Origin of the sequence: Alkalibacterium putridalgicola (assembly GCF_040959045.1) — a bacterium.
In the GTDB taxonomy this organism is placed as follows: Bacteria; Bacillota; Bacilli; order Lactobacillales; family Carnobacteriaceae_A; genus Alkalibacterium; species Alkalibacterium putridalgicola.
Genome location: NZ_CP162615.1, coordinates 1,407,111 through 1,426,460 on the forward strand (window position 1 = coordinate 1,407,111; position 19,350 = coordinate 1,426,460).

The following is a 19,350-nucleotide window of genomic DNA, read 5'->3' on the forward strand; positions in this document are numbered from 1 at the left end:
ATCAGAAGACACGCGATATTTTCTTTCTCTTCCTTCTTAATTTTCCAATAAATAATCGACTGCCGCATCGTACTGTGCATCATTTGCTTCTATCAGCTCACGCAGTCTCTCGACGAGCGTACGTGCGGTATCACCGGTCACGATGCCATCCTGATCCAGTTCATTTTCAGCCTGGAAAGATTCTACAGCTTCTACCGTTTCTTCATCATAAGTGAAGTCGACTGACCCCACATCATAATCAAGGACATCCAGGATCTGTTCCAGATTATACACTTCTTCGGATACATCACCCGTTTCATACGTTTCTTCTGAATTCACGAGCATAAGGTTTATATAGTCAGGCATTTCAACTTCCATATCCGGAGCGATGCCTTCTTCATTGATCCATGTCCCATCAGCTGTCAGCCATTTTCCGGCTGTGAACTTGATTTCACCATCACCGGTAATATCCAGGACATTCTGTATGGTCCCTTTGCCGAAAGTGGTCGTTCCGATCAGTGGGATATCAGCCGACTGACTCATTGCTCCGGCAAGGATCTCAGAAGCACTGGCGCTGCCGCCGTTGATCAGCAGGACACTTTCCTGATCCAATTTAAATTCTCCGAGTTCATCCGACGCCGTATAGACATAAGGTTCTTCACCTCTACCTTGAGACTGCATCAGTGGTTCGCCGTTTTCAACAAAAATGTTAGAAAGCTGCAGAGCAGAATCGAGCAGTCCGCCCGGATTTCCTCTCACATCAAAAATAAATTCTTCAGCGCCTTCTGCCTGAAGGGCCTCGATCGCGTCTACCAGTTCCTCGTAGGTCGGTCGATTGAAATTCGTGATGTGCACATAACCGATCGTCGGATTATCTGCGTCTATTTCATATACCACTGACTCGAGCGGGATGGAATCTCTGATGATGTTAACAGTAAATTCATTGTCTCCTCTGATGATCGACAATTCTACTTCTGTCCCTTGAGGGCCACGGATCAAAGCGACCGCTTCATTGATCGACAGTTCAGCTACGGATTCACCGTTCACCTCATCAATCAGATCGTTGGGCAGTAAGCCGGCTTCTTCAGCAGGCGATCCAGATATTGGTGAGATGATACGTACGTATTCGCCTTCTTTCATCACTTCAGCACCGATACCTTCAAAAGAACCTTCAATATCTTCGTTCATTGAAGTGGCTTCCACTTCATCAAGATACGTCGTATAAGGATCTTCCACAGCTTCAGCCATTCCTTGAAGCGCTCCTTCGATCAAGGTATCCGAATCTACTTCTTCCAGATACTGGGTCATTAAAATCGAGTAGACTTCTCTCAAAGGTTCAAAATCCACCTCATCTGCCAGGTCCTCTGATTCTGTTCCCAGTAAAGAATCTGCTTCTTCCGTTTCGTTTTGAAGGTCGGCCTGATCGTCTGAATCTCCAGTGACATTCAGGGCCAGGACTGTTCCTAAAACCGCAACCAGAAGTACGATCAGTAAGGATGCTATATATACAGTCAAACTGACTTTTTTCGTCTCTTTATTCTCCGGTTCGTGCTGCATGAAAGCCCTCTTCTCTTAAATTTACTTGTTGTCTTCCATTCTTAATGCTGCTTCGAGTGCAATGATCATCATATCGTTAAAGGTCGTCTGTCTCTCTTCGGAAGTCGTTTCTTCTCCGGTCAGGATATGATCACTGATCGTCAACAATGCCAAAGCTCTCTTATTGTGCTTGGCAGCCAGGGAGTAAAGACCTGCAGCTTCCATTTCTACAGCCATGATGCCGTAATCAGCCAGTTTCTGCTTGTCCAGCTCTTCATTATAAAAGCGGTCTGCACTCAAAACATTCCCGACACGAATGTTCATTTCTTTTTCCATACCGATATCGTAGGAATGTCTCAGCAAGTCAAAGTCTGCGATCGGTGCAAAATCCACCTGATTTTTAAAAATGTGACGGTGGATACTTGAATCGGTCGTTGCTGCTTGAGCGAGAACGACGTCGCGGATCTTCACTTCTTTTTTCAATGCCCCGGCTGAACCAACACGGATAAGGTTCTCTACACCATATTCCTGAATCAATTCTTCACCATAGATCATCAGTGACGGGATCCCCATACCTGTTCCTTGAACTGAGATTTCAGTCCCTTTGTAGGTTCCTGTATAACCAAAGGCGTTTCTGACAGTATTGTACTGCTTGACATCTTCTAAAAATGTTTCAGCGATATATTTAGCACGAAGAGGATCCCCCGGCATCAAGACTGTTTTTGCGATTTCACCTTTTTTTGCTTCTATGTGTACACTCATTTGACATTCTCCTTTAAACATATTTTTTTATTTATTATTATCTTTATACATTTGATAAACTTTGTCAAAGACTTCCATCGAGACGACGTAATCCCCATTCATTTCCAGATAATCGGAAAGTTCATTATAATCAGTTGACTGCTTTGGAAATGTGCCGTCATGATCAACCGCATTCGCAAAACGTGTGATATCGTCTTTTTTATACGGATCTCTTAACGTTTTGACATAGTGGTAAAATGAGCGTCTCATTCACAGACCTCCTGAGGATGTGATTCTGCCCATTGTCTCCGCTGTTCTTGTTCACGTGCATAAGCAGCCGGATTTTTTTTATAAAACTGCTGGTGTTCTTCTTCAGCCGGATAAAAAGGGCCGGCTTTTTCTATTGTGGTCACAATAGGTTTATCGTAATCGTTCGATGTCTGAAGCTGAGTTCTAGAAGCTTCAGCCTTGACTCTCTGTTCTTCATTAAAATAGAAGATGACCGGACGATAACTCTCACCGCGATCCATGAACTGACCCATGGCGTCTGTCGGATCCGTCTGCTGCCAGTAAATCGTCAGGAGGTCTTCGTAAGAAAGCTCCTCTTCATCGTAATGGACCATCACCGCTTCGGTATGACCGGTTTCCTGTGCCTTGACTTGTTCATACGTCGGATTCAAAACGTGTCCGCCAGTATAGCCCGAAACAACTTTACTTATTCCTTTCATCGTTTCAAAAGGCTGGACCATGCACCAGAAACATCCGCCTGCAAATAATGCCTTTTCCAATCAAAAAATCCTCTCTAAATATAAAGATACGAAACAAAACTATTATATCATTTTATAGCTTCTTCAGGCAAAATAATATCCAGTCTGATATCATCCGCTTCTAGATCGATTTTTTTCATCCGCAGCTGCATATCATTTTTCAGACTGAATTCATTAAATGCAACAAGGACAAACGCGTCATCGCTGTTTATGCGGATCCATTCCGGTAGTTCCAGCTGCTGATCTAAAATATTCAGCGCGATGTCAATCGGCAGGTCAAACGCCCCAAGCTGGATACGCTGCGCACGCAACTGCAGGTTACCATTATCCATGACTAAAGGTTCCATGTACAAACCGAAATCGACATCAAAGCCAAACACATTCAACGCCCCTTCCATCTCGACCAGCTCATCAACTGTAACCGTGTAACCGTTAAATCGTTCATCTAACTCTTCCTGCAGATACAAATTAGCGACTCGTTCGACTTGAGTTTTGTCTGTGACTAACTCAAAGTCCATCGCCTCATCCGACACAGCGATTTCTTCTGTATCGGTCTGGATCATTTCATTGTCTGAAAGGATATTCAGCTGCACAGCAAGCCATATAAAAATGCCGATATTGACCACCAGCAGTATGATGAATGCCCATTTCCAGCCAGATCCATGTTGTCCTGCTGTTCGATTTCCACGCGTATCCGCCAAATCGCATACCCTCCTTTATAACTGCACATTTCTACTTGATTTTAATTTATGTGTTAACATTTTATCTGTGTTATAATAAATAAAAATCAGAAAAAACGATAGTCTTTCTTAAGTAGTATAACAAAATTTCAACTATTCGTACAGAAAGTAACCGTTTTAAGGAGGTAATCATGTCAAACCAAACCGAATCATCCTCATTTTCAAAAAAATATCAAATCACAAATGAAGTCTTAAACGCCGTGACACATGGCATCGGAGTGATTTTGAGTATCATTGCTTTGATCTTTCTTGTGCAAAAAGGACTCGAAATGGGCGGAGTTTTAAAAGTAACCTCTTATACCGTATATGGAGTCACACTCATACTTCTTTACTTGTCCAGCACGCTTTACCACAGTTTCACTTTTACCCGTGCCAGATATGTGTTTCGCATCATCGACCACAGCAGTATCTTCCTGCTTATCGCCGGTACGTATACACCTTACACACTGATCACTATAGGTGGTAAGCTAGGTGTGTTCTTAACGACACTCATATGGACGATCGCTTTTCTGGGCGTTTTATATAAAACGATCTGGTTCAAGAAATTTCAGGGGCTGTCTCTCTGGCTGTACATTGCAATGGGCTGGATATCCTTGTTCTTCATGCATTACCTGTATCAGGGGCTCGGAACAAGCGGCTTCTTGTGGCTGCTCGCCGGTGGACTCTCGTTCACGGTAGGTGCTCTCTTTTACCGTTTAAAGCATATTAAATTTATGCATGTCGTCTGGCATTTGTTTGTCATGTCCGGAACTATCTGCATGTTCTTCTCCATTTATCTCTACACTTAAAAGTAAATTAAAGGCAGATAAACACTGATGATCAGTGTTTATCTGCCTTTTTAATTTCTCTTGAAAATCTGAAAAGTATGGGCATGTTTATTTTTTACATCAACAGTTCCCTCTTTTTCCTCAATCAATTCGAACTGTGAATAGTCGATTGCAGGCATATAGGTATCTCCTTCGAACGACTCATGGATCACCGTACGATATAGCATATCCACATCGTCTTTAAAAAGTTCAAACAGGGAAACACCGCCGATTACATGCAGGGGCTTTTCTGAATCCTTGGTTTTCTCCAGGATCTCTTCTTTGGAATGACAGACATGGATACCTTCCAGCTCGAATGAAGGGTTCGATGTCAGCACAAAATTTTCTCTTTTTTTCAGAGGCGGTTTAGGAATACTCTCCAGCGTTTTCCTTCCCATCACGACGTCACCAGTTAACGTCACTTCTTTAAAAAACTGCATGTCAGCCGGCAAATGCCAGGGAAGCTCGCCATCTTTTCCAATCAGTCCATTTTTATCTTCTGCCCAGACAAACGTTATCATATCAGCACCTCTTTCATAATTTGCAACACGCAACTATATAGTTGCGTGTGTCAACGACACCTTTTTTTAGACAGCTATTGGTGCTTTTATGGCTTTATGCGGATGGTAATCCAGCACTTCTATGTCATCCATCTCAAAATCAAAAATACTTTTCTCTTTGTTTAATTTGATCGTTGGGAAAACTTTAGGTTCTCTTGATAGCTGTTCATAGATCTGGTCCATGTGGTTCATGTATAAATGCGCATCTCCTAATGTATGCACAAATTCTCCGACTTCCAGCCCTGTCTCCTGAGCGACAAGATGAGTCAGCAGTGCATAGCTCGCAATGTTGAACGGTACGCCCAAAAAGACATCCCCGCTACGCTGATACAGCTGACAGCTTAATTTATTTCCTTCTACATAGAACTGGAATAATGTATGGCATGGCGGCAACGCCATTGTGGGTACTTCTTCCGGGTTCCAGGCTGAGACGATATGACGTCTGGACTGTGGATTGGTTTTGATGGATTCAATGACATTCTTGATCTGATCGATCACACCACCGTCTTTTTTCTGCCATGCCCGCCACTGGGCTCCGTAAACATTCCCTAAAGAACCATACTGTTCAGCAAAGACATCATCGTTCAGGACGCTCTCTCTGAATAGTGCCATCTGCTTCTTGTATTCTTCTTTAAACTCAGGATCTTTTTGAGATCGCAGCCCAAAGTCGGTCATATCAGGCCCTTTGTAGTCGGGACTCTTGACATATTTCTCAAAAGCCCACTCGTCCCAGATATGATTATTATTCTCAAGCAGGAAACGAATATTGGTATCTCCTTTTAAAAACCATAAAAGTTCACTCTTGATGAGTTTAAAATAGACCCGCTTCGTCGTTAAAAGCGGGAAACCTTTCTGCAGATCAAAACGCATCTGATGACCAAAGACCGACTTTGTCCCCGTTCCTGTTCTGTCCTGTCGTTCTGTTCCTTCTTCTAATATGCGTCTAGCTAAATCCAGATATTCTTTTTCCATTTTGCTTCACTCCTTATACATACTGTGCCAGATATTCCCAGCGGCTGTACTTCTCTTCCAGCTGATGACTGAGTTCCGTTTGTTTTTCCGTCAGTTCGTTCAACTTGACATGATCCGTGACGACCAGTTCTATCTCAGATTGCACATCTTCGAGTTCTGACTCCAGTGCTTCGATCTCTGACTCGATCGTTTCCCATTCTTTCTTTTCCATATAGGTCAGTGATGTTTTTTCTTTCTTTTCTCTTCGATCGTTCCCAGAACTCACTGTGTTCGATTGTAGCTTGGACTGTTTTTCTTTTTTAGTCAGATCGTTCTGCTCCAGATATTCAGTCAATGAAGCATAGGATTCTTCGATCTTTCCTTCTCCTTTAAAAATGAGCAGTTTGCTGGCGATTTTATCCAAGAAATATCTGTCATGGGAAACCGCGATCACAGCACCGCTGAACTGACCGATAAATTCTTCTAAAATCGTCAAGGTCTGGACATCCAGATCATTCGTCGGCTCATCCAAGAGTAGAACATTTGGCTGCTGCATGAGGATCTTCAGCAGATACAGACGGCGTTTCTCGCCCCCCGACAATTTATTGATGGGCGATCCATGCATGGAACGTTTAAAGAGAAAGCGTTCAAGCAATTGAGACACACTTATCGAGGAACCGTCTGACAACTTGACTTCTTCTGCGATCTCTCTTAAATAAGTGATCACCCGCTTGTCTTCATCAAACTCCTCATTGATCTGCTTGTAGTAACCGATCTTGACCGTTTCTCCCATGATCAGCACACCATTGTCCAACGCTTCTTCTCCGGCAAGGATATTTAAAAAAGTAGTCTTTCCAGACCCATTCGTCCCAGTGATCCCGATGCGATCTGTCTGCTGGATAAGCAGCTCAAAATCATCGAGGATCACTGTATCATCAAGCTGTTTCTCCGCCGCTTCCAGTTCCAGGACTTTTTTTCCTAAACGGGTACCGGAAAGCTGGAGTTCAAGCTCTGCCTTCTCCTCATGTCCTTTCACCTGTCCTTCAAGCTCAGAGAAGCGCTGCTTGCGTGCCTCCTGTTTTGTCCCTCGTGCCCTGACTCCTTCGCGCATCCAGGCCAGTTCCTGCTTGTAAAGCTGTTTCTGCTTGTGAGCGATCCGCTGTTCGGTGGCTTCTTTTTCTGCTTTCAACTGAATATACTGCTGGTAGTTCCCAGGGTATTGTTCCAGCTTCCCGTTATCCAGTTCCACGATTTCATTAGACACTCTATCCAGAAAATATCGGTCATGGGTGACCATCAGGAGGGACCCGCGGTAACTTGACAGATACCCTTCCAGCCATTCGATCATCTGAAAATCTAAATGGTTGGTTGGTTCATCAAGGATCAATAGGTCGGGTTCCTGAACAAGGACTTGAGCCAAGGCGGCCCGTTTCTGCTGACCGCCGGATAGATCGCTCACACGCTTATCCGTGTCTTCCAGACCCAGTTTATTAAGAATGGCTTTCGCGCGTGCATTGACATTCCAGGCATCTTCCTGATTCATTCGTTTCTCTGCTTCCGTAAACATCTGCTGAAACTTTGGATTGGTTGGGTCATTACTAAATTTTTTCAGTACTTCTTCATAATTTCTTGCAGCTCTGATCATGGGTGAATCGCCGTCAAAGACCACATCGAAAATACTCTTGTCAGTATCCAGTTCATTTTTCTGACTCAAGTAGCTGATTTCGTAATCTCCAGGGTGAGTCTTTTCACCTTCGTCCGGTTTCAGGACGCCGGCAACGATACGTAAAAAGGTTGTTTTCCCGGTTCCATTCACTCCGATCAGCCCGATTCTCTGATTTTCCTGAATCGAAAAGGATACGTCATCAAATAATTTTTTTATTCCATATGAATGTGTCAGGTGTTCGATTTTCCATTCTTTCATTATCACTTTCTCCTTAACATTAGAGTCCTTCTTATTTTAGCATACCAAAGGACCCTTTTTCACTTAAACTTTGAATCCTATCAATCGTTGACTATGAAAACGGTATCCTTTATACTGAAGGTTGTAGACGACTAAACTTAAGGAATCATTAGGGGGAAAACGATGACTAAAGGGACTGTTAAGTGGTTTAATAACCAAAAAGGTTATGGTTTCATCGAATACAACGAAGAAGATGATGTTTTCGTTCATTTTACTGGTATCAACATGGACGGCTATAAAGCATTAAATGAAGGCCAGTCAGTAGAATTTGATATCGTAGACGGGTCTCGTGGTCCTCAAGCTACGAATGTGAATGTCGTCGAAGCAGTTAACGAAAATAGTTAAGAACGGTTAAAGTCAGTTCTCCTATGAGACTGACTTTTTTCTATTTTATATGATGGAGTGTTTAAAATGTTAAGAATCTACAGTGATGCAGCAGTTTCGCCCAAAGAGCATTTAGCCGGTGCCGGGCTTGTCATCGTCGGTGAAGGGGTGTATGAACAGCTTTCCATTCCTCTCTCCTCTACAGAAGATAATCATCTGGCAGAGCTCATGGCTTTCCACCACGCTGTGAACTGGCCGATCGAACAGGACCGCTTAAAAGAGTGGACCATTTTCCATACAGATAGTCAGCTCGTTGCCCAAGCAATCAGAAAAAATCATATGAAGAACAGCACCTATAAAGAAATCTTTGATGAAATCATCGCGTCATTGGAAAAATTGTCCTTCTATGAAGTGAAATGGATTCCTGAAAAAGAAAATAAAGGGACAGATAATTTAGCCAAACAGGCATTGGCTAAACAAAGAAAAAACAGAAAGTGAGTTTAGATCTCACTTTCTGTTTTTCTTTTTAAAGTAATTCTTTTCTTAACTGTGCGCCACTTTTCGGTGAAAGGTAGCCGAGTGCGATATCGAATACCGTTTTGGCCCCGTATTGTTTTTCACGTGCCAGTTTTCCGGCTGCACGGGCATAGGCGATCGCCACGGCTGCCGTAAATTCCGGATTTGATTCCAGATCCAGTCCGAACTGGTAGATTGCTGTATGGTCATCTGTCGTCTTCCCTTGTCTCATCACCGTTCCCCCGTGAGGCATTCCGGCATGCTCTTGATCAAAGGTCTCCTGATCGATGACATGGATCTCCGTTTCATAGCCTTCGAAATAGTCAGGCATCGTTAAGATCGTCTCTCTGACTTTACTTTCGTCAGCATCCTCTTCCAATACAAGATAGACCACACGTTTATGGGCATCCAGTTTATTATACTCGATAGACTGCTTGTCTTTGACTGCGTCCACCAGTTCTTCTTTAGAAACCGTGTACTGGACGGCATTCTTGACACCCGCTACGCGTCTGACCGCATCGCTGTGACCTTGACTGAGTCCAGGACCCCAGAACGTATACGTCTCACCTTTAGGTAAAATGGATTCTGCAATCAGTCGATTCAGGGAGAACAGACCTGGATCCCATCCGGTTGAAATAACAGCGACCGTGTCGTTTTCTCTTGCGACTTGGTCAAGTTTTGCAAAATGTACAGGAATTTCATTGTGATTATCATACGTATCGACTGTGTTGAACGTCTTTGCCAGTTCAGGCCCCTGAACAGGAATATCTTTTTGTGAACCCCCGCAAAGAATCAGTACGTCAATGCTGTCTTTAAATCCCAAAAGATCATCCATGTGATAAGCGGGAGAAGTCGTTTCCAGCTGTTCGGGCTGACGCCGGGAAAAAATACCGGCCAACTCCAAATCTGATGACTGCTTTAGCCCCGCTTCGACCCCTTTACCCAAGTTACCGTAACCCACTATACCAATACGTGTGTTTGACATCGAATCACTCTCTTTCCATTTTTGCTTTTCAGCTTTTATTATCAACAGAGATTAGTTATAAAACAAATTTTCAGTTGGATAAACAGGATCGTTTGTAATATCTATCCCGAGCATTTTTAGCGTCTGTTCATTTTCATGGTTCATGATGACGGTCGAATGGGCCTGGGTATCTTTCAGTTTAGCTAACTGATTGTAAGCCAGCTGAGCTGTCGGATTCGTTACCGCACTGATCGCCAGAGCGATGAGCAGTTCGTTCGCTGACAGCGTCGGGACTTTACTGTTCAGTTCGTCCGTTTTCAGACGCTGGATCGTCTCAAGGATCATTGGAGCCAGCAAATCGATTTCATCCGAAATGTTAGCCAGGACTTTCAGGCCATTGACGACTGCTGCAGCGGAAGCATCCATAAGCGTGGTGGTGCGTCCGGTAATGATGTCCCCGTTGTTCAGCTCTATCGCTATGACAGCCTGAAGGTTAGCATCTTCATTTCTTTCCTGCAGTTTTTTTGCATAGTTTCGTGCGATCCTTACAGGACCCCGGTGTTCTTTTTTCAGATCCGATTCCTCAAGGATCAGCTGTATCCGGCGCAAAGTGTCTTCATCTGCCAGTCCTTTTTTATAATCATTTTCTACTGAAAAGGCCCGTCTGATGATTTCTTCATTCGCTGCTTTAACGACAACTGCTTCATCTATGATACCAGATTTGATCCGGTTGACCCCCATATCCGTTGGTGACTTGTAGACGGATGGCTTGCCGGTGATTTTTTCAATGATCCGTTTGATAACAGGGAACATTTCAATATCCCGGTTATAATTAACGGCCACTTCGCCATAAGCTTCAAAGTGGTAGTTATCCATCATGTTGACATCCTTCAGATCCACTGTAGCTGCTTCATAGGCAATATTGACTGGGTGTTTGATCGGCATGTTCCAGACAGGGAAGGTTTCAAATTTTGCGTAACTAGCCTTGTGTCCGTGAGCATATTCATGATAAAGCTGATTCAGACAGGTCGCCAGTTTCCCGCTTCCAGCTCCGGGGGCCGTCACGACCACAAGTGGTTTTGTCGTTTCGATATAGGTGTTTTTGGCAAAGCCTTCTTCACCGACGATGGCCTCCACGTTGGTTGGATAGCCGTCGATAGCGCGATGCGTATGTACATCGATCCCGCTGCGTTCGAGTTTGGACATGAATATTTTTACGTTCGGCTGTTCCTGATAACGTGTAATGAGCACACTGTTTACAGGGATACCGTAGGCTCTATATTCATCGATCAAGCGTAAAACATCCCGGTCATAAGTGATCCCGTAGTCTCCGCGGACCTTGTTTCTTTCGATATCTCCGGCATAAACGCAGATAATGATCTCTGCTTTATCTTTCAGCGTAGCCAGCAGTTTCATTTTTGCATCTTCATCAAAACCCGGCAGGACCCGTTTGGCGTGTTTGTCCCCGATCAGCTTACCGCCAAATTCCAGATACAATTTCTCACTATTTTCTACGCGTTCTAAAATATACGCAGACTGTTCCTTCAGATACTTCTCTGTATCAAAACCCACTTTATACATAACCGTCCTCCAGTTTTCTTTTTCTATCTCTTCTATTATATCACTCAATCTCAAAAGACCGAATACCTTTTGTTCTTTATACACCCGGTTCATCAAAAACATGAAAGATGTTTAAAGAAATATTCTACTATACTCTGCTTTGCACTTTCAAGTAAACTATTCCCCTATTTTGAACAAGCTGAAAACCGCCCAGGACAACTGGACTGTAAACGAGTAAATGAACGACATCCATAAAATATATTCTTTTATGCAGTCATACTTTTAAACGTCAACGTCCTTTTTAGCTTTTCAATTATAGACAATCACTGGATATATATTCAAAAAAAACACGACCCGGATCCGGGTCGTGTTTTCAACAAGCATGGTCAGAGTGACCTTTTAATCATTTACGGTATGAATAGCCATCTGCGGATAAGGGATCGAGATGCTTTCCTTATCAAAGGTCGTTTTCACTTCTTCAAGCAGGTCGAAATGAACGTCCCAGTAATCGTCCGCTTTGGTCCAGGCTCTGACCGTATACTCTACGGCGCTGTCTCCATGACCGGAAAGGCGGACAAAGGGTTCTGGATCCAGCAGGACTTTCGGGTGCTTCAGTACGATCTGCTTCAGTGTATCGAGGACATGCTGGTTGTCAGCTTCATAGCCTACGCCGAACGTGAAGTCGACGCGACGTGTGTCATGAACAGAATAATTGACGATGCCTGAATTAGACATGTTGCCGTTCGGTACGTATATCATTTTATTATCCGGCGTCACTAATTCCGTATACAAGATTTGAATCGCTTTGACCGTACCGCTGTATCCGGCTCCTTCTATATAATCTCCCACTTTGAACGGACGCATGGTCAAAAGCAGTACGCCCCCGGCCAGGTTCGACAAGGATCCCTGGAAAGCCAAGCCTAAAGCAAGACCAAAAGAACCCAGTATCGCTACGAATGAGGCTGTCGGGATACCTAAAATGCCAACGACACTGACCACAAGCAGCAGTTTCAATCCGATGCTGATGACCGACATGATGAAAGGTTTCAGGCTTTCATCCAGCTTCGACTTGTAAATCTGCTTGCTTATGATATTCACTAGGACTTTTATCACGGCAAGCCCTACTAAAAGTGTGACGATGGCCAGTACGACAGGCATCGCCATTTCAACAACAAGATTGATCCAATCCATTTAAAATCTTCTCCTTTTATAATGTAAGAATTGATGCAGCTTTTCTATCATAACACACCATTCCCTAGATTTATAATGAATTTTCCTAGCGATTTCAAAGAGGCAGGTAATGAACTTTTCTTCATATATAAGGTTTAAATATTTTTATTTTTTAATATTGGTTGCAATTCAGTTGTGCGCTAGTTATTATAGATTAGTCACGTTCCCTGTTTACAAGAGTATACGGAACGGATACTGATTTCGGAAAAAATCTTTATCTAGGGCCTTTAACCCTATGACCCATCTCTTTTCTTCGGAAAAGAACATTAAAGGAGAGATTTTTTATGACTATTTTAGGAATAGTTGGTGTTTTAGTCGCCTTTGTGCTGACATTGTTCGGCTTATGGAAACTTCAGCAGAAACATGTTAAGTTTTCGACACGTGTATTTGTCGGTCTGGGCGCAGGTATTTTATTTGGTGGTGCTCTTCAGGTCTTATTTGGAACAGAGAGCAGCATCACGAGTGGTGCGATGGAATGGATCAATATCGTAGGGAATGGCTATGTAGGCTTCCTGCAGATGCTGATCATGCCTTTGATCTTTGTTTCGATCATCGGTGCATTCACTAAGATACAAGGAAGTAAAGATTTAGGGAAAATCAGTTCATCCGTACTGATCACGTTGATTGCGACGACAGCTGTTGCTGCACTGATCGGTATATTGAGTGTGATGGCTTTCAATCTGGATGGTGCAGAATTCGTTCAAGGCGAGCAGGAAACGGCGCGTATCGAACAGCTCCAGGAAAGTCAGACGGCCGTTGAAGATCTGTCTATTCCGGAACAAATCACTAACTTTATCCCACGTAACGTTTTTGCCGATTTATCTAATGCAAGAAGCACGAGTACCATTGCTGTGGTTGTTTTCTCAGCTTTTGTCGGTACGGCTTATCTCGGTATCAAACGAAAAGAGCCTGAACAGGCCGAAACATTCAAATCGATCATTGACAGCTTATACGCTATCGTCATGCGTATCGTTACCTTAGTACTGCGCTTGTCCCCTTATGGAATTTTCGCTTTGATGACCAAAGCCATTGCGACCAGCAATTTCCAGGCACTTTTGAATCTGGGGCTGTTCGTTGTCGCCTCTTACGTTGCCATTGCTGTCATGTTTATCATTCACTTACTCATATTAGCCGGATTCAAAGTCAATCCAGTCACGTATGTTAAAAAAGTTTGGCCCGTTCTCAGTTTTGCTTTCACTTCACGTTCAAGCGCTGGAACACTGCCGTTAAATATTGAAACTCAAACAAAAGTATTGGGTGTCGATTATGCCTCAGCCAACTTTGCGGGAACATTCGGTTTATCGATCGGTCAAAATGGCTGTGCCGGTATCTTCCCCGCAACGCTTGTAGCGATCATTGCTCCAACAATGGGCATCGACATCACCAATCCCATGTATATCCTGACGATCATGGCTGTGGTAGCCATCAGTTCGTTTGGTGTTGCCGGTGTCGGTGGCGGTGCGACCTTTGCTGCCCTGATCGTTTTAGGTTCACTTGGTCTTCCGATATCGATCGTTGGACTTGTCATCTCGGTTGAACCGATCATCGACATGGCTAGAACCTTCTTAAATGTCAACGACAGTATCGTTGCAGGTATCATTTCATCGAAAACCATCAAACAATTTGATGAATCGATGATGAACGATACAAGCCTGGTTTTACAGGAAGAAATTTAAACTAAAAAGAGTATGGACGGGTTGAATCGTTCATACTCTTTTTTTGTTTATACGCCACCCCTGATCTTACAGGAGGGTCTGCTTTCTTTTTTAGTGATAAATTGCTGATTTTATATCGCCAGAACAGCTAATGTATGGTACGCTTACTTAATAAAATTTTGAAAGAAGTGATTCTATGCTACTAAATCCTGTTTTAATATCAGTTATAGTCATGGTGATATTATCTCTATTTAAACTCAATGTCCTGCTGGCTCTCATTATAGCCGCATTGACTGGTGGACTGGCTGCGGGCATGCCTCTGATCGAAACGATGGAAACTCTGCTTGGCGGTATGGGCGGAAATGCTGAAACAGCCCTGAATTATATTTTACTCGGTGCGCTGGCTGCGGCTATTGAAAAAACCGGAGCGGCAACCATCATCACTCAAAAATTATCAAAAAGCATGAAAGGAACAGGCAAGTCTTTGGTCTTCCTTATCGCTTTTATCAGTATCTTTTCTCAAAACCTGATCCCTGTACACATCGCCTTTATCCCCATACTGATCCCTCCCCTTATCATGGTCATGAATAAACTACGGATAGACAGACGTGCTGTTGCTTCAGCTTTGACGTTCGGACTCAAAGCGCCCTATGTCGCTCTGCCTGTAGGATACGGCCTGATCTTCCATAACATCATCCGGGATGAAATGGCACTCAGTGGTTTAGACCTCGGTGATGCAGAAGTCTGGCATGTCATGTGGATACCTGGCTTGGCCATGGTAACAGGCCTTTTGATCGCTATCCTAGTTACTTACCGCAAGCCACGCGACTATCAGGATAGTGAAAAAACTGGTTTCAAGTTCGGCTTTAAGGATCACGAATGGGAAGAAGTGACTTTCAACCGAGATCACGCCTTTGCGGTTGCCGGTGCCTTGTCTGCACTCATTGTTCAACTGACCATCGGTTCGTTAGTGCTGGGAGCTATCCTTGGTCTGCTGATCATGCTGGCCGGTGGAGCCATCAAGTGGTACAGTCTGGACGATATGATCCACAGCGGGATCAGCATGATGGGCTTCATCGCCTTTGTCATGCTCGTTGCTTCAGGTTACGGTGATGTCATCCGGGCAACCGGCGGTATCGAACCCCTCGTTGAATCCGTCAGCGGTTCGTTTGCGGGCAATCAGTTCATCGCTGCCACAGGAATGATCACCCTCGGCCTTTTGATCACCATGGGGATCGGAACTTCTTTTGGTACCATCCCTATCATCGCGGCCATATATGTTCCGTTAGCTTTGGAACTGGGCTTCAGCCCGATGGCAACTGTTTTACTCATTGGTTCAGCTGCTGCATTAGGCGATGCCGGCTCTCCTGCTTCTGACAGTACGCTTGGACCAACGGCCGGTTTGAATGTCGATGGCCAGCACGATCACATCTGGGATACGTGCGTTCCTACCTTTATGCACTATAATATCCCTATCATGATTTTCGGGATCATCGGTGCGCTCGTACTGTAAAAAATAAAGGTAAACCTGACTAAATAAAGATTTTTCTGTTCAACTAACAAAAGAGCTTGAAAGGACTGAATGATAAGTCTTTTCAAGCTCTTTTTCTATTTTGATTCAAATGTGTTAGAGAGGATCATTCATACTCATCAGTTCATACATTACTTCATCAACAGCATATAAATCTTCTTTCAACACATGTTCGATGCTGACTTTATAACAGAAATCTTCAATGACCCATTCCATCGAGTCCTGACGTACCAAGATTTTTTCAGGCTTACTCGTTTGGCATATCTCTTGAAGCATACCCAGAACTCGCTCTGGATCCTCCCCTATTCTTTCATACATATACTGATCCAGTACGTCTCCCATTGCTACGTTAGCTGTAAGAAACAGGCGAGGTATAACCGGCGCTGCTCTTCCTTTTCCGGAAAAGGTACAGGTGGATACAAAACATCCAACCTAAAGTAATCAACAGATAATTGTTGGTCACAACTAAAATAGATCAAATCTTTCATTAATCAATGCTCTAATCTAGGGCAGTTTATACCGGTTCTTACTCTCACCCAGTCCCTTGTATCTACCCATCTGTTTTCTAGATATACAATCTGAACGCATTGAAGAAATGAGTTCTATGACTTCCAAAAATAATACGTGGAAACAAACAAATGGTTGTGTAATACATTCAATAATATGAACGCATACTTACTTGCAGATGGAAAGCTGATTACTAAATATTTTCCCCCATCTGTCTTTTTGCTCATTATTAAGCCACTCCTGAACCTTTTATAATACAACAACTCGTTTAACCTTTTGTCCTTCCTATACCAAGTAGAATAAAAAATGAAAAATTTAAACTCCAGACTTTGCATCGGTAAACATTTTAGACTGAGCATAAATGTCCCCCCTCTTCTTTTTTTATTTATAGTATTCAAAGGGTTTTATATCACAGAAGGAAATTTGTCAGTTGCAACTATCTATGTTATGATGGATGAGTTGTGATTTTATTAATCTTAGGAGGAGATAAAATGAAAAAGATTACGTTATCAAAAACTGCGGTACTGCTTGCTGCACCTTTACTGCTGACAGGATGTGGAGACAGCGACAGCGAGGCTTCTCAGGAAGAAAATGTCGGAGAAGCTATGGAGTATACGATCACTGGCATAGAACCTGGCGCAGGGATGTCTCAAATCGCTCGTCAGACACTTGAAGAATATGACAATCTAGAAGGCTGGGAAATTCAGGAGAGTTCGACTGCCGGCATGCTGACAGAACTAGAGCAGGCGATCAATAATAAAGAACCTATCGTTGTGGCAGGCTGGACACCTCATTACAAGTTTGAACAATACGACTTGAAGATACTGGATGATCCGAAGAATGTCTTTGGCGATGCTGAGGGCATCTATACATTAACACGTACAGGTCTCGAAGAAGAGATGCCTGAAGCCTTTGAAGTACTTAGCCGATTTGAATGGGAACCAGAACACATGCAGGCAATCATGCTTGAAGCTTTGGAAAGAGACTTTGAAGAAGTAACCGCTGAATGGGTCGAAGACAATCGCGAATTGGTTGATGAATGGACAGCAGGCATCGATAAAGTCGATGGCGAGTCGTTTGAATTAGGCTCTATTCCATGGGACACTGAACGATCATCTTCCAATGTTATGGCTCGTGTCCTTGAAGAAATAGGCTACGATGTCAAGATCACGAACCTTGACCCCGCTGTTCTTTATCAGGCCTTGAATCAGGGCGAAGTGGATGCAACCGTAGGCGCGTGGCTCCCGACTGCTCAAGGTGCATTTATGGAAACATACGGTGAAAACATTGTCGACTTAGGCCCTAACCTGAATGGTACCGTTGTCGGTTTTGTTGTTCCCGCTTATATGGAAGATATCGATTCGATCGAAGACCTGCCTGCTCGAGATTAAAAATAAAATAGGTGATCTAAAACAAGTAAAAGACGCAAGGCATTCTGCTATAAGAATGCCTTGCGTCTTTTCTGCTTTTTTTGAGAAACCAGACTGCTTAACTATTTTAGTTATCACTAATAAAAGACTTTTCTAAATTTCGGCTGTTATGTCTGTTTTCTTCTAGCCCCTGCAGGATGTAATCTTTGTATCTTGTTCCGGAAATCCTTTCCCAGTGACTGAATCCTGTGCTGGCTTTTATAGAATCATACGCTTCATCAATGGTACCTGTAAAATAAGCATGGTTGAACTGAACAAACGTATCCGTCATCCTCTCTGTGACCGAGTCATCAAGTTCAAAATAAAGCAGATGACTGAAGACTTTCTTCCGAGAAACGTCATTAAAGAAATCTTTAGAATAGTCGGTCAATGTCTCACCTAGGTTTAGTCGTGATGTTCCATACGTTAGATTATTTTTAGAGGGATTAACGGTCACTTCACCAAAATAATGCGGATACACACTCAAAGAACCGGAAGCAATATCATAAAAGTCCCCTTCATTAGCGATATCCTGTAAATGAATATGACCCGAAAAGGTTAAGTTCACCTGATAGCGATTTAAAAGCTCGACCACTTCTTCACTGTTATCTAAAGTAAAACTATTATTGGTGCTTCGATGGTGATTCAAAAAATTATGGTGATTGACCACAAGCGGCTGAATACCTCGTTTTTTACTTTCCTCTAAAACAAACGCGAGCCACTCCAAGGTTCCTTCTTTGATCTCGCCAGATGAGATCGACTTGCGCTGTTGATTATGAAAGGCGTATTTATTGGAATCCAGCATGATGACCCATGCATCTTCAGAGAGCTCAGTTACATAACTTAAAGAACTTGGATCCTGACTGACGGCTGTTTCATATCCAAGTTCAAAATAGACCTCTTCAAATTCTTCAGCAGAAACTGAGTCCACTTTATACGTCGATTCTTCTGAAAAACCACGGGCATTATATGCATTGATATCGTGATTCCCGGGAATCACGCTCACCTCTATGTCATTATCTTTCAGTACACTCAACTTCTCTGCTAGAGCTATATGGCTTTCTTTTTCACCATCAAAAGTCAAATCACCGCTCAAGACCAGAAGATCCGGTTGTCTTTCTAATACTTCTTCGATAAAGGCATCCATGATTTCCTCGCTATAATGCGTTATCTTCCCATCACCAGTTTCGAGCAAGACCTTTTCCAGCAGCCCTTCTTCCATTAAATCCGGTGAAAGATAATGAATATCTGAGGCAATGAGTATATCCATTTCCTCGCCTTGAGGTACAGTCTTATTTGTATTTAATTTTATTCGCAGCTCTGTGTCCTCTTGCGTGGCATACATGCCTCCACCGACAAAAAATAAAGCAGCTATAATCACAACGATAAGAATTAATTTTCTCTTTTTCATTTTCATCTCTTTTCAATTAATTATCTGCGTTTATCTTAGTTTAACACATCAAATTGAACTATCACCATTCCCGCCAAGACGGTCACTCCTTTTACTATTTTCTTGAGGTAGTGGTGAATGCTTTCTCCCAGTTAGTATAATAATTGACACGCACAGTAGTTTTCTCTAATAACAGTCAAGGGGACTCTATCTGTGTAGAG

19 protein-coding genes are annotated in these 19,350 nt (G+C 43.1%); 6 read left to right on the forward strand and 13 right to left on the reverse strand.

Annotated elements, in window-relative coordinates:
* Positions 1 to 36 precede the first annotated feature (36 nt).
* From AB4027_RS06580 to AB4027_RS06600, 5 genes are read right to left on the reverse strand one after another with little or no spacing between them, the layout of a single operon-like run.
* On the reverse strand, positions 37 to 1,536 hold the full coding sequence (locus tag AB4027_RS06580) for a S41 family peptidase (RefSeq protein ID WP_091488744.1): 1,500 nt from the start codon (positions 1,534 to 1,536) through the stop codon (positions 37 to 39).
* A 21-nt stretch (positions 1,537 to 1,557) separates the two neighbouring features.
* A complete protein-coding gene (gene deoD / locus AB4027_RS06585) occupies positions 1,558 to 2,277 on the reverse strand; it encodes a purine-nucleoside phosphorylase (protein WP_091488746.1) in 720 nt (239 codons plus the stop codon).
* Positions 2,278 to 2,304: 27 nt separating this feature from the next.
* Positions 2,305 to 2,526 carry a YozE family protein gene (locus tag AB4027_RS06590; protein WP_091488748.1) on the reverse strand — a complete coding sequence of 74 codons (222 nt, stop codon included), beginning with the start codon at positions 2,524 to 2,526 and terminating at the stop codon, positions 2,305 to 2,307.
* On the reverse strand, positions 2,523 to 3,044 hold the full coding sequence (gene msrA, locus AB4027_RS06595) for a peptide-methionine (S)-S-oxide reductase MsrA (RefSeq protein WP_368644765.1): 522 nt from the start codon (positions 3,042 to 3,044) through the stop codon (positions 2,523 to 2,525). The genes AB4027_RS06590 and msrA overlap by 4 nt, the downstream gene beginning before the upstream one ends.
* A gap of 47 nt (positions 3,045 to 3,091) precedes the next feature.
* Entirely contained in the window at positions 3,092 to 3,724 is a 633-nt protein-coding gene (locus tag AB4027_RS06600; RefSeq protein ID WP_368644766.1) for a YpmS family protein, read from the reverse strand.
* Between the two features lie 170 nt (positions 3,725 to 3,894).
* Between AB4027_RS06600 and AB4027_RS06605 the strand changes: the two genes are divergently transcribed.
* Positions 3,895 to 4,551: a hemolysin III family protein gene (locus AB4027_RS06605; protein ID WP_368644767.1), complete on the forward strand. Its 657-nt coding sequence runs from the start codon at positions 3,895 to 3,897 to the stop codon at positions 4,549 to 4,551.
* A 50-nt stretch (positions 4,552 to 4,601) separates the two neighbouring features.
* Here the strand turns inward: AB4027_RS06605 and AB4027_RS06610 are convergent, their stop codons facing one another.
* From AB4027_RS06610 to AB4027_RS06620, 3 genes are all read right to left on the reverse strand, one after another.
* Positions 4,602 to 5,090, reverse strand: a complete 489-nt coding sequence (locus tag AB4027_RS06610; protein WP_368644768.1) for a dihydrofolate reductase — start codon at positions 5,088 to 5,090, stop codon at positions 4,602 to 4,604.
* 66 nt (positions 5,091 to 5,156) lie between these two features.
* Positions 5,157 to 6,101: a thymidylate synthase gene (locus AB4027_RS06615; protein WP_368644769.1), complete on the reverse strand. Its 945-nt coding sequence runs from the start codon at positions 6,099 to 6,101 to the stop codon at positions 5,157 to 5,159.
* Positions 6,102 to 6,114: 13 nt separating this feature from the next.
* Positions 6,115 to 8,004 carry an ABC-F family ATP-binding cassette domain-containing protein gene (locus AB4027_RS06620; RefSeq protein ID WP_091488758.1) on the reverse strand — a complete coding sequence of 630 codons (1,890 nt, stop codon included), beginning with the start codon at positions 8,002 to 8,004 and terminating at the stop codon, positions 6,115 to 6,117.
* Between the two features lie 162 nt (positions 8,005 to 8,166).
* Between AB4027_RS06620 and AB4027_RS06625 the strand changes: the two genes are divergently transcribed.
* Both AB4027_RS06625 and AB4027_RS06630 read left to right on the forward strand, forming a co-directional pair.
* On the forward strand, positions 8,167 to 8,388 hold the full coding sequence (locus AB4027_RS06625; protein WP_091488760.1) for a cold-shock protein: 222 nt from the start codon (positions 8,167 to 8,169) through the stop codon (positions 8,386 to 8,388).
* A gap of 66 nt (positions 8,389 to 8,454) precedes the next feature.
* Positions 8,455 to 8,865: a ribonuclease HI family protein gene (locus AB4027_RS06630; protein ID WP_368644770.1), complete on the forward strand. Its 411-nt coding sequence runs from the start codon at positions 8,455 to 8,457 to the stop codon at positions 8,863 to 8,865.
* 28 nt (positions 8,866 to 8,893) lie between these two features.
* Here AB4027_RS06630 and AB4027_RS06635 read toward each other — a convergent pair whose 3' ends face one another.
* From AB4027_RS06635 to AB4027_RS06645, 3 genes are all read right to left on the reverse strand, one after another.
* Positions 8,894 to 9,868 (reverse strand): diaminopimelate dehydrogenase, encoded by a 975-nt coding sequence (locus AB4027_RS06635; protein ID WP_368644771.1) that lies wholly within the window; start codon positions 9,866 to 9,868, stop codon positions 8,894 to 8,896.
* 51 nt (positions 9,869 to 9,919) lie between these two features.
* A complete protein-coding gene (locus AB4027_RS06640) occupies positions 9,920 to 11,428 on the reverse strand; it encodes a DUF1846 domain-containing protein (protein ID WP_091488764.1) in 1,509 nt (502 codons plus the stop codon).
* A 378-nt stretch (positions 11,429 to 11,806) separates the two neighbouring features.
* Positions 11,807 to 12,598 (reverse strand): mechanosensitive ion channel family protein, encoded by a 792-nt coding sequence (locus AB4027_RS06645; protein ID WP_091488766.1) that lies wholly within the window; start codon positions 12,596 to 12,598, stop codon positions 11,807 to 11,809.
* A gap of 323 nt (positions 12,599 to 12,921) precedes the next feature.
* Between AB4027_RS06645 and AB4027_RS06650 the strand changes: the two genes are divergently transcribed.
* Together AB4027_RS06650 and AB4027_RS06655 are read left to right on the forward strand one after the other, a co-directional pair.
* Entirely contained in the window at positions 12,922 to 14,313 is a 1,392-nt protein-coding gene (locus AB4027_RS06650) for an L-cystine transporter (RefSeq protein WP_091488767.1), read from the forward strand.
* Between the two features lie 175 nt (positions 14,314 to 14,488).
* Entirely contained in the window at positions 14,489 to 15,805 is a 1,317-nt protein-coding gene (locus AB4027_RS06655) for a Na+/H+ antiporter family protein (RefSeq protein ID WP_368644772.1), read from the forward strand.
* Positions 15,806 to 15,919: 114 nt separating this feature from the next.
* On the opposite strand, the gene AB4027_RS06660 is transcribed toward AB4027_RS06655, so the two are convergent.
* Positions 15,920 to 16,141, reverse strand: a complete 222-nt coding sequence (locus AB4027_RS06660) for a hypothetical protein (protein WP_368644773.1) — start codon at positions 16,139 to 16,141, stop codon at positions 15,920 to 15,922.
* A 680-nt stretch (positions 16,142 to 16,821) separates the two neighbouring features.
* Here AB4027_RS06660 and AB4027_RS06665 point away from each other — a divergent pair.
* On the forward strand, positions 16,822 to 17,721 hold the full coding sequence (locus tag AB4027_RS06665; protein WP_368644774.1) for a glycine betaine ABC transporter substrate-binding protein: 900 nt from the start codon (positions 16,822 to 16,824) through the stop codon (positions 17,719 to 17,721).
* Positions 17,722 to 17,827: 106 nt separating this feature from the next.
* Here AB4027_RS06665 and AB4027_RS06670 read toward each other — a convergent pair whose 3' ends face one another.
* On the reverse strand, positions 17,828 to 19,150 hold the full coding sequence (locus AB4027_RS06670; protein ID WP_368644775.1) for a metallophosphoesterase: 1,323 nt from the start codon (positions 19,148 to 19,150) through the stop codon (positions 17,828 to 17,830).
* Between the last annotated feature and the right edge of the window lie 200 nt (positions 19,151 to 19,350).

Excerpts from the sequence above, each read along its gene's own strand:
- AB4027_RS06580 (WP_091488744.1), bottom strand. The coding sequence starts at position 1,536 with ATGCAGCACGAACCGGAGAATAAAGAGACGAAAAAAGTCAGTTTGACT.
- deoD (WP_091488746.1), bottom strand. The coding sequence starts at position 2,277 with ATGAGTGTACACATAGAAGCAAAAAAAGGTGAAATCGCAAAAACAGTC.
- AB4027_RS06590 (WP_091488748.1), bottom strand. The coding sequence starts at position 2,526 with ATGAGACGCTCATTTTACCACTATGTCAAAACGTTAAGAGATCCGTAT.
- AB4027_RS06605 (WP_368644767.1), top strand. The coding sequence starts at position 3,895 with ATGTCAAACCAAACCGAATCATCCTCATTTTCAAAAAAATATCAAATC.
- AB4027_RS06610 (WP_368644768.1), bottom strand. The coding sequence starts at position 5,090 with ATGATAACGTTTGTCTGGGCAGAAGATAAAAATGGACTGATTGGAAAA.
- AB4027_RS06615 (WP_368644769.1), bottom strand. The coding sequence starts at position 6,101 with ATGGAAAAAGAATATCTGGATTTAGCTAGACGCATATTAGAAGAAGGA.
- AB4027_RS06620 (WP_091488758.1), bottom strand. The coding sequence starts at position 8,004 with ATGAAAGAATGGAAAATCGAACACCTGACACATTCATATGGAATAAAA.
- AB4027_RS06625 (WP_091488760.1), top strand. The coding sequence starts at position 8,167 with ATGACTAAAGGGACTGTTAAGTGGTTTAATAACCAAAAAGGTTATGGT.
- AB4027_RS06630 (WP_368644770.1), top strand. The coding sequence starts at position 8,455 with ATGTTAAGAATCTACAGTGATGCAGCAGTTTCGCCCAAAGAGCATTTA.
- AB4027_RS06635 (WP_368644771.1), bottom strand. The coding sequence starts at position 9,868 with ATGTCAAACACACGTATTGGTATAGTGGGTTACGGTAACTTGGGTAAA.
- AB4027_RS06640 (WP_091488764.1), bottom strand. The coding sequence starts at position 11,428 with ATGTATAAAGTGGGTTTTGATACAGAGAAGTATCTGAAGGAACAGTCT.
- AB4027_RS06645 (WP_091488766.1), bottom strand. The coding sequence starts at position 12,598 with ATGGATTGGATCAATCTTGTTGTTGAAATGGCGATGCCTGTCGTACTG.
- AB4027_RS06650 (WP_091488767.1), top strand. The coding sequence starts at position 12,922 with ATGACTATTTTAGGAATAGTTGGTGTTTTAGTCGCCTTTGTGCTGACA.
- AB4027_RS06655 (WP_368644772.1), top strand. The coding sequence starts at position 14,489 with ATGCTACTAAATCCTGTTTTAATATCAGTTATAGTCATGGTGATATTA.
- AB4027_RS06660 (WP_368644773.1), bottom strand. The coding sequence starts at position 16,141 with ATGTATGAAAGAATAGGGGAGGATCCAGAGCGAGTTCTGGGTATGCTT.
- AB4027_RS06665 (WP_368644774.1), top strand. The coding sequence starts at position 16,822 with ATGAAAAAGATTACGTTATCAAAAACTGCGGTACTGCTTGCTGCACCT.
- AB4027_RS06670 (WP_368644775.1), bottom strand. The coding sequence starts at position 19,150 with ATGAAAAAGAGAAAATTAATTCTTATCGTTGTGATTATAGCTGCTTTA.